Here is a 12,586-nt window from a genome sequence, read left to right on the forward strand (position 1 = left end):
AATTCGCGTCACGTGTTATTCGGTTTCCAGATCGATATCGATACCGAGCGAACGAATTTCTTTGATCAACACGTTGAAGGACTCGGGCATGCCCGGCTCCATACGGTGATCGCCGTCCACGATGTTTTTGTACATCTTGGTCCGACCGTTCACATCGTCCGACTTCACTGTGAGCATTTCTTGCAGAGTGTAAGCCGCGCCGTATGCTTCCAGCGCCCACACTTCCATCTCCCCGAAACGCTGACCACCGAACTGAGCCTTACCACCCAGCGGCTGCTGGGTAACCAGGCTGTAAGAACCAGTGGAACGCGCGTGCATCTTGTCGTCCACCAAGTGGTTCAGCTTCAGCATGTACATGTAGCCAACTGTTACCGGGCGCTCGAATTTGTTGCCGGTACGACCGTCGAACAGCTGCATCTGGCCGCTTTCTGGCATATCAGCCAGTTTAAGCATTGCCTTGATTTCGCTTTCCTTGGCACCGTCGAACACCGGAGTTGCCATTGGCACGCCGTTGCGAAGGTTCTTCGCGAGATCCAGGATTTCCTTGTCGGTGAAGTCTTCCAGATTTTCCTGGCGACCGCCGATTTCGTTGTAGATCTCGTTGAGGAACTTGCGCAAGTCTGCGACTTTACGCTGCTCTTCAAGCATACGGTTGATCTTCTCACCCAAGCCCTTGGCAGCAAGGCCCAGGTGGGTTTCAAGGATCTGACCGACGTTCATACGCGAAGGTACGCCCAGCGGGTTGAGGACGATATCGACCGGTGTGCCATTGGCATCGTGCGGCATGTCTTCAACTGGCATGATCACGGAGACCACACCTTTGTTACCGTGACGACCAGCCATCTTGTCACCCGGCTGGATGCGACGGCGGATTGCCAGGTAAACCTTGACGATCTTCAGAACGCCAGGTGCCAGGTCATCGCCCTGCTGCAGCTTGCGTTTCTTGTCTTCGAACTTGTCATCCAAAAGACGGCGACGATCAACGATGTAAGCCTGAGCCTTCTCGAGCTGCTCGTTCAGAGCATCTTCAACCATGCGCAGTTTGAACCACTGACCATGCTCGAGACCGTCGAGAATTTCGTCGGTGATGTCCTGACCCTTCTTCAGACCTGCGCCGCCTTCAGCCGTACGGCCTACCAAAGCGGAACGCAGACGTTCGAACGTAGCGCCTTCGACGATACGGAACTCTTCGTTCAAGTCCTTACGGATTTCGTCGAGCTGGATCTTCTCGATGGACAGAGCACGAGCATCACGCTCAACACCGTCACGAGTGAAGACCTGAACGTCGATGACAGTGCCCTTGGTACCCGTAGGTACGCGCAGGGAAGTGTCCTTAACGTCGCTCGCCTTCTCACCGAAGATCGCACGCAACAGTTTTTCTTCTGGTGTCAGCTGGGTCTCGCCTTTCGGAGTGACCTTACCGACCAGAATGTCGCCAGCGCCGACTTCAGCACCGACATAAACGATACCGGCTTCATCAAGCTTGTTCAGTGCAGCTTCACCCACGTTCGGAATGTCTGCAGTGATCTCTTCAGGCCCAAGCTTGGTGTCACGAGCCACACAGGTCAGTTCCTGAATGTGGATCGTAGTGAAACGGTCTTCTTGAACAACACGCTCGGACAGGAGGATGGAGTCTTCGAAGTTGTAACCGTTCCACGCCATGAATGCGATGCGCATGTTCTGACCCAGAGCCAGCTCACCCATATCGGTGGACGGACCGTCAGCCATGATGTCGCTACGCTCAACCCGATCACCCTTGCTCACCAGCGGACGCTGGTTGATGCAGGTGTTCTGGTTGGAACGGGTGTATTTGGTCAGGTTGTAGATGTCTACACCAGCTTCACCGGTTTCAACTTCGTCATCAGCAACACGAACCACGATACGGCTGGCATCGACCGAGTCGATCACGCCGCCACGACGAGCCACGACGCAAACACCGGAGTCACGGGCAACGTTACGCTCCATCCCGGTGCCGACCAGCGGCTTGTCGGAACGCAGGGTCGGTACCGCCTGACGCTGCATGTTCGAACCCATCAACGCACGGTTGGCGTCGTCATGCTCGAGGAACGGGATCAGCGAGGCCGCTACCGAAACTACCTGCTTCGGCGAAACGTCCATCAGCGTCACGTCTTCAGGCGCCTTGACGGTGAATTCGTTGAGGTGACGTACCGCAACCAATTCGTCGATCAGGTGACCGGTGTCGTTCATCGTGGCCGAAGCCTGAGCGATAACGTGATCCGCTTCTTCGATAGCCGAGAGGAACACGATTTCGGTAGTCACCAGTGCGTCTTTAACCACACGGTACGGGCTTTCGAGGAAGCCGTACTGGTTGGTACGCGCATAGGCAGCCAAGGAGTTGATCAGACCAATGTTCGGACCTTCCGGCGTTTCAATCGGGCATACACGACCATAGTGAGTCGGGTGTACGTCACGAACTTCGAAGCCGGCACGTTCACGAGTCAAACCACCAGGGCCGAGTGCAGAGACACGACGCTTGTGGGTGATCTCGGACAGCGGGTTGTTCTGGTCCATGAACTGCGAAAGCTGGCTGGAACCGAAGAACTCTTTGACCGCGGCTGCGACTGGCTTGGCGTTGATCAGGTCTTGAGGCATCAGACCTTCGCTTTCCGCCATCGACAGACGCTCTTTGACCGCACGCTCTACACGTACCAGGCCAACGCGGAACTGGTTTTCGGCCATTTCGCCAACACAACGAACACGACGGTTACCCAAGTGGTCGATGTCATCGACGATGCCTTTCCCGTTACGGATATCAACCAGCGTCTTCAGGACGGCGACGATATCTTCTTTGCACAACACACCCGAACCTTCGATCTCGGTACGACCGATACGACGGTTGAACTTCATCCGACCGACTGCAGACAGGTCATAGCGCTCAGGGCTGAAGAACAGGTTGTTGAACAGCGTTTCGGCTGCATCTTTGGTCGGTGGCTCACCAGGACGCATCATGCGATAGATCTCGACCAGCGCTTCCAATTGGTTGCTGGTGGAGTCGATCTTCAGCGTGTCAGAGACAAACGGACCGCAATCGATATCGTTGGTGTACAACGTTTCGACACGGACAACCTGAGCCTTGGCGATTTTTGCCAGAATCTCGGTGTTCAGCTCCGTGTTGCATTCGGCAATGATTTCGCCGGTCGCTGGATGCACGATGATCTTGGCGGTAGTGCGACCCAGGACATAGTCCATAGGCACTTCCAGCTCTTTGATCCCGGCTTTTTCCATCTGGTTTACATGGCGAGCGGTGATCCGACGACCTTGTTCGACAATGACTTTGCCTTTGTCGTCCAAGATGTCAATAGCCGCAATTTCACCACGAAGACGCTGAGGAATCAGCTCCAGATTCAGGTTTTCACCCTGCACATGGAAAATGTTGGTGGTATAGAACGCATCGAGCACTTGCTCAGTCGTATAGCCCAGCGCGCGCAACAATACGGACGCAGGCAGCTTACGACGACGGTCGATACGAACGAACACGCAGTCTTTCGGGTCGAACTCGAAGTCCAGCCACGAGCCGCGGTATGGAATGATACGCGCGGAATAAAGCAGCTTACCGGAGCTGTGCGTCTTACCGCGGTCGTGGTCGAAGAACACGCCCGGGGAACGGTGCAACTGGGAAACGATTACGCGCTCGGTACCGTTGATTACGAAGGTACCGTTCTCAGTCATCAGGGGAATTTCACCCATGTAGACTTCTTGCTCTTTGATGTCCTTGATCGCTTTATTCGACGATTCTTTGTCGAAAATGATCAAACGGACCTTGACCCGCAAAGGCACAGCGTAAGTCACACCGCGCAGCACGCACTCTTTGACATCAAATGCCGGTTCGCCCAAGCGATAACCCACATACTCCAGCGCAGCATTGCCGGAGTAGCTGATGATCGGGAAAACGGATTTGAAGGCTGCATGCAGACCGACGTCGCGGAACTGATCTTTGGTAGCTCCCGCTTGCAGGAATTCGCGATACGAATCCAGCTGGATGGCCAGGAGATAAGGCACATCCATTACGTCCGGCAACTTGCTAAAGTCCTTGCGGATACGTTTTTTCTCAGTATATGAGTAAGCCATCAGCGTTCCCCAGCTTGGTCACCTGCTTGTTTGGCTTCTCCCGACGGGAGCAGCCAGAAAATCGTGCAAACCCCTTGGTTTGCACCACCCGCATCGGGTGGCTCTTACACGTTACAGATGCTGACCAGGCCAGCCATCTATAACGGAAAAAGGCCGGTGGCAAGAGCCACCAGCCATCAGCCTTTCGCTTAACGCTTGGGCTGGATACGCAAAGTCGATGCTTATTTCAGCTCGACTTTAGCGCCTGCTTCTTCCAGAACAGCTTTGGCTTTGTCAGCAGCATCTTTCGATACAGCTTCCAGAACGATGCCAGGAGCGCCGTCAACTACAGCTTTGGCTTCTTTCAAGCCCAGGCCAGTCAGTTCACGTACAGCCTTGATCACGTTAACTTTCTTCTCGCCAGTTTCGGTCAACATAACGTTGAATTCAGTCTGCTCTTCAACAACAGCGGCAGCAGCAGCTGGGCCGGCGGAAGCAGCGGCAGCAGAAACGCCGAATTTTTCTTCGAAAGCTTTGATCAGCTCAACAACCTGCAGAACGGACATTTCAGCTACGGCGTTGAGGATATCGTCTTGAGAGATAGACATGACTCTAATTCCTGATTTGGGGACGGCCTACGCGGCCATCGAAATAAACAAAAATACGCGAGAAGAAGTGCTCAGCCTTAAGCTGCGGCCGCTTCTTTTTGTTCGCGAACAGCCGCCAGAGTACGAGCCAACTTGCTGGTAGCGCCTTGAATCACGCTCATCAGCTGAGAAATAGCTTCGTTACGGGTCGGCAGAGTTGCCAGTACGTCGATCTGATTAGCTGCGAGGAACTTGCCCTCGAACGCAGCTGCCTTGATCTCGAACTTATCCTGACCTTTGGCGAATTCCTTGAACAAACGGGCAGCAGCGCCAGGGTGTTCGTTGGAGAACGCAACCAAGGTCGGGCCTGTGAACACGTCGTTGAGCACGTCATATTGAGTGCCTGCAACGGCGCGTCGCAGCAAGGTGTTACGTACAACACGTACGTAAACGCCTGCTTCACGGGCCTCTTTACGGAGTCCGGTCATAGCGCTTACTGTCACACCGCGGGCATCAGCCACGACAGCGGACAGAGCTACTTTGGCAGCCTCGTTGACTTCAGCGACGATGGCCTTCTTGTCTTCGAGTTTAATTGCCACGGGTTAACTCCTGCTTGTTACCGTTTCATCCAACCGAGGTCGGATGTCGTTTTGGTGTCTGATTCGGTAAGGAACCGGGAGCACCATCTGCGTAGGCTTGAGGTTTAAGACTTTCGCCGCCTACGGTCTTGGATAGCCCCCGCCAGGCAGGGACCCCAATCTTTCATAGGTGCAGTCGCCTGCACCCATTTGTCTTACGCGTCCAGCGAGCCTTGGTCGATGACCAGACCTGGGCCCATAGTGGTGCTCAGGGTAACGCGCTTGACATAAATACCTTTCGAAGAAGCTGGCTTGATACGCTTCAAATCAGCGATCAGCGCTTCAACGTTTTCCTTCAACTTGACAGCGTCGAAACCGACTTTGCCAACGGAAGTGTGGATGATGCCGTTTTTGTCGGTGCGATAACGAACCTGACCAGCCTTGGCGTTTTTAACCGCCGTGGCTACGTCTGGCGTCACAGTGCCGACTTTAGGGTTAGGCATCAGGCCACGTGGGCCGAGGATCTGACCCAACTGACCAACAACACGCATCGCGTCCGGGGAGGCGATAACAACGTCGAAGTTCAGGTTACCGGCTTTCATTTCGGCGGCCAGGTCGTCCATACCAACACGATCAGCGCCAGCAGCCAGAGCAGCTTCAGCAGCAGGGCCCTGGGTGAACACAGCAACGCGAACAGTTTTGCCAGTGCCGTGCGGAAGCACGGTTGCACTGCGAACAACCTGATCGGATTTACGCGGGTCAACACCAAGGTTAACCGCAACGTCAACAGATTCGCTGAACTTGACCGTCGACAGCTCGGTCAACAGAGCAGCTGCGTCTGCGAAGTTATAAGCTTTGCCCGGCTCAATTTTAGCCGCGATAGCTTTTTGGCGCTTAGTCAACTTAGCCATTACACACCCTCCACGTTAAGGCCCATGCTACGAGCAGAGCCAGCGATGGTACGCACAGCGGCGTCCATATCACTTGCTGTCAGATCCGCGTTTTTGGTTTTCGCGATTTCTTCCAGCTGAGCACGGGTCACGGTGCCAACCTTAACGGTGTTCGGACGAGCGGAACCGCTAGTCAGACCAGCAGCCTTCTTCAGCAGAACCGAAGCAGGTGTGGATTTGGTTTCGAAAGTGAAGCTACGGTCGCTGTAGACAGTGATGATCACTGGAGTCGGCAGACCTGCTTCAAGACCCTGAGTACGGGCGTTGAAAGCCTTGCAGAATTCCATGATGTTCACGCCATGCTGACCCAGAGCAGGACCAACAGGTGGGCTTGGGTTAGCCTGAGCGGCCTTCACTTGCAGCTTGATGTAAGCGGTAATTTTCTTGGCCATGAGGCACTCCAATTACGGGTTCAGACGCCTAAAAAGGCTCCCCGGTTACTTGCGCGTTTATCCCAGTGACGACAAAACCCCACAGCCTAGGGCTGCGGGGTTGGGATTTTCGTTCAGCTATGCCTTTTCGACCTGGCTGAACTCTAACTCTACCGGAGTAGAGCGACCGAAAATAAGCACAGCCACTTGGATCCGGCTTTTTTCGTAGTTAACTTCTTCAACCGTGCCGTTAAAATCAGCGAATGGACCGTCGGTGACACGAACAACTTCACCTGGCTCGAACAGTGTTTTTGGCTTCGGTTTGTCGCTACCATCAGCGACGCGACGCAGAATCGCTTCTGCCTCTTTATCAGTGATCGGTGCTGGCTTATCAGCAGTACCGCCGATGAAACCCATCACACGAGGAGTGTCCTTGACCAAGTGCCAAGTACCCTCATTCATATCCATCTGTACCAGCACATAGCCTGGAAAGAATTTGCGCTCGCTTTTGCGTTTCTGGCCATTACGCATTTCAACCACTTCTTCAGTGGGAACCAGAATTTCGCCGAAGCCTTCTTCCATGCCAGCCAGCTTCACACGCTCAAGCAGAGAGCGCATGACATGCTTCTCATAACCGGAGTAAGCATGCACTACGTACCAACGCTTAGCCACGGGACACCCTTAGCCGACAATCAAAGAAACAAGCCAACCGAGCAGGGAATCTAAACCCCACAACAGCAGCGCCATAACCAACACAACAGCCACAACAATCAATGTGGTCTGCGTAGTTTCTTGGCGAGTAGGCCAAACGACTTTACGAATCTCGGTACGAGCTTCCTTTGCCAACACGAAGAAAGCTTTACCTTTTCCTGTCTGCAAACCAACAAAGGCAGCAGCAGCAGCAATAGCAAGCAATACAAGCACGCGGTACAGGATCGGTTCCGCTGAGTAGTACTGATTGCCGACAACACCTACGACCACCAAAACGGCTACCAGGAGCCATTTAAGCAGGTCAAAGCGAGAGTCTTGGGCTTCAGCCTTGGGAGTCATCTACGAGGATCCTGTGAAAAGAAAGCCAGATTAACACCGAGTGAATCTGGCAGGTCAGGAGGGAATCGAACCCCCAACCTACGGTTTTGGAGACCGTCGCTCTGCCAATTGAGCTACTGACCTAAAAGCAAAATTAGGCCGACCATTATGCCGGCCCAACAAGAGTTTTTCAACAACTTACTCGATGATTTTAGCTACGACACCCGCGCCGACGGTACGACCGCCCTCACGAATAGCGAAACGAAGACCATCCTCCATCGCAATCGGCTGAATCAGGGTGACAACCATTTTCACGTTGTCACCAGGCATTACCATCTCAATGCCCTCTGGCAATTCACAGTTACCGGTCACATCCGTTGTACGGAAGTAAAACTGTGGACGGTAACCTTTGAAGAATGGCGTATGACGACCACCCTCTTCCTTGCTCAGAATATACACTTCACCTTCGAACCTGGTATGCGGCCTGACAGAGCCCGGCTTGGCCAAAACCTGACCTCGCTGAACATCATCACGTTTGGTGCCGCGCAACAGTACTCCGACATTCTCGCCCGCACGACCTTCATCGAGCAGCTTCCGAAACATTTCAACACCCGTACACGTCGTCTTTATGGTGGGAACGATACCGATAATCTCGATCTCTTCCTGCACCCTGACGATGCCACGCTCAACGCGACCCGTTACAACCGTACCGCGACCCGAGATCGAGAACACATCTTCGATCGGCATCAGGAACGGCTTGTCGACTGCACGCTCAGGCTCTGGAATATAACTGTCCAGAGTATCAACCAATTTACGGACGGCTGTCGTGCCCATTCCGCCTTCATCCTGACCATTCAACGCCATCAAAGCGGAACCAATCACGATCGGGGTTTCATCACCCGGAAAACCGTACGCACTCAGCAGATCCCGGACTTCCATTTCGACCAATTCAAGCAACTCTTGATCGTCAACCATGTCAGCCTTATTCAGGAAGACAACAATATATGGAACCCCAACCTGACGAGACAACAAAATGTGTTCACGAGTCTGCGGCATTGGACCATCAGCCGCAGAGCACACTAGGATCGCGCCATCCATCTGAGCAGCTCCGGTAATCATGTTTTTCACATAATCAGCGTGGCCAGGACAGTCAACATGAGCGTAGTGACGGATCGCAGAATCATATTCAACGTGCGACGTGTTGATTGTAATGCCGCGCGCCTTTTCTTCAGGAGCATTATCGATTTGAGAGAAGTCACGAGCAGAACCACCGAATGCTTCAGCGCATACTTTGGTCAGAGCTGCAGTCAAGGTCGTCTTTCCATGGTCAACGTGACCTATGGTACCAACGTTCAAGTGCGGCTTCTTGCGTTCGAACTTTTCTTTAGCCATCGACACCATCTCCAATAGAAGAATGAATCTTGACCGCTTAAAACAAAGGCAGATATTTTCATATCTGCCTTGGTAATGGAGCTCTTGAGCAGATTCGAACTGCTGACCTCACCCTTACCAAGGGTGTGCTCTACCAACTGAGCTACAAGAGCGAAACACATTGCACCAACAGCAAACTTGGAGCGGGTAGCGGGAATCGAACCCGCATCATCAGCTTGGAAGGCTGAGGTTCTACCGCTAAACTATACCCGCGGCGCTTGCTGCTAACGCTGAAATTTGGTGGAGGGGGAAGGATTCGAACCTTCGAAGTCGTAGACGTCAGATTTACAGTCTGATCCCTTTGGCCGCTCGGGAACCCCTCCTGAACGAGGCAGCATTTTCAACTCATGCTACCCTTCTGTCAACTATTTTCTCATTAAAAACCTGAGGTTACATTCGCTGACAACAACTCTACAGGTGACGCTGTTAACGCCACGCTGCGAAGCGGGCGCCATTCTATGCAAACTAATCCGTAGTTGCAATGCCCTCACAAGACATTATTTTGTTTTTTAGCTGTGAGAAGTCCTGAGTGAGTTCCTGAATCAGGCCCTCATCCACAAGCCGTCGACTCGACGGAGCAACCCTCAACCAATAACCAGCCGTAGAACCTGCCGCGGGAGACTGAAACTGCGACTGTATATCGAGGCTCGTTAACCGCTGCTCAACCAGGCGTGCATCCTCCTGACGAACAAAACCACCCAGATACAGGCACTTTTCCTCCGCCTCATGGGGAGCAGAAGGGTTTTCGCGCGCAGCATCAGACTCACTCAGCAGATGAATATCTTGCTGAGAACCTCGATACAACGACAAGGAAATAACCTCCTTGGCCCGCAGAGGTGCTTCCTGCTGATGCCATATGTAATAGAAGGCATTGAGCATCAATAGCAAAAGAAATAGCCAGCGCATAGCAACCTCAAGGCAATGGACAAGCCAGGGCCAGCCCCACGAAAACCAGATCAGGCATCATTCGCGCGTCCGGCAAAATCCCCCCAATCAAATCCGCATCGCCGCCCGTAACAAAAACGGTGAAATCGTCCTTCCAATGATCGCGAGCCATGCTCAATTGAGTCAGTACAAAACCTCGCGCCATCAACGAACACCCACGCTCCACCGCCTCAGCTGTCGAGCGTCCTGGGGCGAAGTTGATCAGTGCGCGCTCCGCAGCAGCATCGTCGTAGCGAATCCGTCGTGTATGTGTACGCAGCTGATTGCGCATCAAGGGCATACCCGGACAGATAAAACCTCCCAGGTGCTGCCCATCGGGTGCAACAAAATCGGACGTGATAGCAGTCCCCAGATCCAGCACCAAGCACGCGCCACCTGCCAGATGATACGCACCCACTATGGCAAGCCACCGATCCAGGCCTAGCAGCTCATATTCGTCATAACCATTTGTTACGCCGGCCATAAGCCTCGCAGGAGCGGCATACATGACGTCTATCGAAAAGGCCTTGACCAGAACAGCGACCAACTGGGCCGTTTCCTCGTTGCTGCGCACGCTTACCAATCTACAGCGAGCCAAGCGCAGACCCGGCACCTGATGAAGAGCCCGTAGCAGCGCCTCATCACAATCGACAATACCTCCCACGACTGCCGATGGAGCATCCTCGTGAATTACCCGCCATTTGATGAAGCTGTTACCGCAATCAAGTTCAAGAATCATCACGCAGCCTCAAACTGAGCTCACCACCACTAAAAGTTTTCTCCTGCGAACCCACCCTCAACCGCAGAGCACCTTGCGCATCAACCCCTAAAACCACACCCTCAACGCTACTGGCTCCCGCGAGCAGCGTAACGGCTCGCCCCTGCCATAAGTGCCCCTGCTCCCACTCAGCCTGAAAAGCGGGGAATCCATTTTGCCGATGAATACTTAAATAGCGCTCAAGCGTGCGATTCAGTCGCGCGATCAAGTCATTACGATCTGACAAGACGCCGGTTTCAAGTCGGACAGAAGTCCAAAGCTGATCGACTTCGGACGCCGCTTGCATATTTACGTTGATGCCTATGCCTATTACAACGTGACAGACATCAGCGGGATCTCCCACCAACTCTAATAGAACGCCTGCAATCTTGCGCTGCCCGACAAGAATGTCATTCGGCCATTTCAGGCCGGCATTCTCGACCCCCACTCCACGGAGGGTCTGCATCACCGCCAGCCCCACAAGCAGGCTCAAGCCCTCAAGCTGGCGCATACCGCCCTCAACTCTCAAGACCAGGCTGTAGTAGATATTCTCCGCAAATGGACTTACCCATTTACGCCCGCGTCGCCCTCTGCCGGCAGTTTGCCGCTCAGCGAGTACAAGCACTGGCATATCATGGCCGCGCTCAATTGCGCGTAGCGCCTCTGCATTGGTGGAGTCGATTGAATCGAAGGTCAGGATTGGCCACGCAGGAGAAGAACCCGCGATGGAGATTTCATCCCGATCCAGTAGCGATATCGGATCGGCCAAGCGGTAGCCTCGACCTCTTACTTTATGGATCTCAAGACTCAACTCCGCTTCGAGCTGCTGCAGCTGCTTCCATACAGCACTGCGACTGACTCCAAGAGCATGGCCCAGGGCTTGCCCCGAATGAAAATTGCCATCCTTAAGAAGCTTCAATAACGTCAGCATGCGGATATCGCCTAACAATGAGGCACGCATAATAGCCACCCGGCCCGCTAATGCATAGAAACGAAAATGTGTTTATCAACCGCACAAACAAAACCCCTGTTTGCGTAAGCAAACAGGGGTTTCGGAATTCAATCTTGACGATGACCTACTCTCACATGGGGAAACCCCACACTACCATCGGCGATGCATCGTTTCACTGCTGAGTTCGGGATGGGATCAGGTGGTTCCAATGCTCTATGGTCGTCAAGAAATTCGGCTGCCGGATCGTCGTGCTTGCGCGCAACGGGCCAACTAATGGGGATGTGATAGATCTGTGGGTTGTTGCCAATTTTCGGTTTGTGTCGTCTTCACACACCGCAATCTGCTCTTTCGACGCAAATTGCTTGGGTGTTATATGGTCAAGCCTCACGGGCAATTAGTATTGGTTAGCTCAACGCCTCACAGCGCTTACACACCCAACCTATCAACGTCGTAGTCTTCGACGGCCCTTCAGGGGACTCAAGGTCCCAGTGAGATCTCATCTTGAGGCTAGTTTCCCGCTTAGATGCTTTCAGCGGTTATCTATTCCGAACGTAGCTACCCGGCAATGCCACTGGCGTGACAACCGGAACACCAGAGGTTCGTCCACTCCGGTCCTCTCGTACTAGGAGCAGCCCCTCTCAAATCTCAAACGTCCACGGCAGATAGGGACCGAACTGTCTCACGACGTTCTAAACCCAGCTCGCGTACCACTTTAAATGGCGAACAGCCATACCCTTGGGACCGGCTTCAGCCCCAGGATGTGATGAGCCGACATCGAGGTGCCAAACACCGCCGTCGATATGAACTCTTGGGCGGTATCAGCCTGTTATCCCCGGAGTACCTTTTATCCGTTGAGCGATGGCCCTTCCATACAGAACCACCGGATCACTAAGACCTACTTTCGTACCTGCTCGACGTGTCTGTCTCGCAGTCAAGCGC

The 12,586-nt window shown here is 53.6% G+C and carries 11 protein-coding genes, 4 tRNA genes and 2 rRNA genes (1 of these 17 cut by a window edge); all 17 read right to left on the bottom strand.

All coding sequences use genetic code 11. From position 1 onward, the window contains the following. Positions 1-15 precede the first annotated feature (15 nt). A complete protein-coding gene (rpoB, locus tag RHM55_RS12315; RefSeq protein ID WP_322182396.1) occupies positions 16-4,089 on the bottom strand; it encodes a DNA-directed RNA polymerase subunit beta in 4,074 nt (1,357 codons plus the stop codon). Positions 4,090-4,310: 221 nt separating this feature from the next. After that, on the bottom strand, positions 4,311-4,676 hold the full coding sequence (gene rplL, locus RHM55_RS12320; RefSeq protein ID WP_219062792.1) for a 50S ribosomal protein L7/L12: 366 nt from the start codon (positions 4,674-4,676) through the stop codon (positions 4,311-4,313). A 77-nt stretch (positions 4,677-4,753) separates the two neighbouring features. Next, the gene (gene rplJ / locus RHM55_RS12325) at positions 4,754-5,254 is read right to left on the bottom strand and encodes a 50S ribosomal protein L10 (protein WP_219062794.1); all 501 of its coding nucleotides are present in this window, start codon (positions 5,252-5,254) and stop codon (positions 4,754-4,756) included. Positions 5,255-5,448: 194 nt separating this feature from the next. Further along, on the bottom strand, positions 5,449-6,144 hold the full coding sequence (rplA, locus tag RHM55_RS12330) for a 50S ribosomal protein L1 (RefSeq protein ID WP_219062796.1): 696 nt from the start codon (positions 6,142-6,144) through the stop codon (positions 5,449-5,451). After that, the gene (rplK, locus tag RHM55_RS12335) at positions 6,144-6,575 is read right to left on the bottom strand and encodes a 50S ribosomal protein L11 (protein ID WP_219062797.1); all 432 of its coding nucleotides are present in this window, start codon (positions 6,573-6,575) and stop codon (positions 6,144-6,146) included. The genes rplA and rplK overlap by 1 nt, the downstream gene beginning before the upstream one ends. Positions 6,576-6,692: 117 nt before the next feature. Further along, on the bottom strand, positions 6,693-7,226 hold the full coding sequence (nusG, locus tag RHM55_RS12340; protein WP_219062798.1) for a transcription termination/antitermination protein NusG: 534 nt from the start codon (positions 7,224-7,226) through the stop codon (positions 6,693-6,695). A gap of 9 nt (positions 7,227-7,235) precedes the next feature. Further along, entirely contained in the window at positions 7,236-7,604 is a 369-nt protein-coding gene (gene secE / locus RHM55_RS12345; protein ID WP_219062800.1) for a preprotein translocase subunit SecE, read from the bottom strand. Between the two features lie 47 nt (positions 7,605-7,651). Continuing rightward, positions 7,652-7,727, bottom strand: a tRNA-Trp gene (locus tag RHM55_RS12350). 54 nt (positions 7,728-7,781) lie between these two features. After that, positions 7,782-8,975 carry an elongation factor Tu gene (tuf, locus tag RHM55_RS12355; RefSeq protein WP_322182399.1) on the bottom strand — a complete coding sequence of 398 codons (1,194 nt, stop codon included), beginning with the start codon at positions 8,973-8,975 and terminating at the stop codon, positions 7,782-7,784. Positions 8,976-9,051: 76 nt separating this feature from the next. Next, a tRNA-Thr gene (locus RHM55_RS12360) sits at positions 9,052-9,127 on the bottom strand. 26 nt (positions 9,128-9,153) lie between these two features. Continuing rightward, positions 9,154-9,227: transfer RNA gene (locus RHM55_RS12365), tRNA-Gly, on the bottom strand. 25 nt (positions 9,228-9,252) lie between these two features. Next, a tRNA-Tyr gene (locus RHM55_RS12370) sits at positions 9,253-9,337 on the bottom strand. A 142-nt stretch (positions 9,338-9,479) separates the two neighbouring features. After that, positions 9,480-9,920 (bottom strand): hypothetical protein, encoded by a 441-nt coding sequence (locus RHM55_RS12375; protein ID WP_322182402.1) that lies wholly within the window; start codon positions 9,918-9,920, stop codon positions 9,480-9,482. A gap of 7 nt (positions 9,921-9,927) precedes the next feature. Next, positions 9,928-10,677, bottom strand: coding sequence for a pantothenate kinase (locus RHM55_RS12380; RefSeq protein ID WP_322182404.1), 750 nt, complete (start codon positions 10,675-10,677; stop codon positions 9,928-9,930). Further along, positions 10,667-11,626 carry a bifunctional biotin--[acetyl-CoA-carboxylase] ligase/biotin operon repressor BirA gene (gene birA / locus RHM55_RS12385; protein ID WP_322182894.1) on the bottom strand — a complete coding sequence of 320 codons (960 nt, stop codon included), beginning with the start codon at positions 11,624-11,626 and terminating at the stop codon, positions 10,667-10,669. Before birA ends, RHM55_RS12380 begins: the two co-directional genes overlap by 11 nt. A 132-nt stretch (positions 11,627-11,758) precedes the next feature. After that, positions 11,759-11,874, bottom strand: a 5S ribosomal RNA gene (gene rrf / locus RHM55_RS12390). Between the two features lie 146 nt (positions 11,875-12,020). Beyond that, positions 12,021-12,586: ribosomal RNA gene (locus tag RHM55_RS12395) — 23S ribosomal RNA — on the bottom strand; it runs 2,325 nt beyond the window's last position.

This window comes from Pseudomonas sp. MH9.2, from assembly GCF_034353875.1.
Classification (GTDB): domain Bacteria; phylum Pseudomonadota; class Gammaproteobacteria; order Pseudomonadales; family Pseudomonadaceae; genus Aquipseudomonas.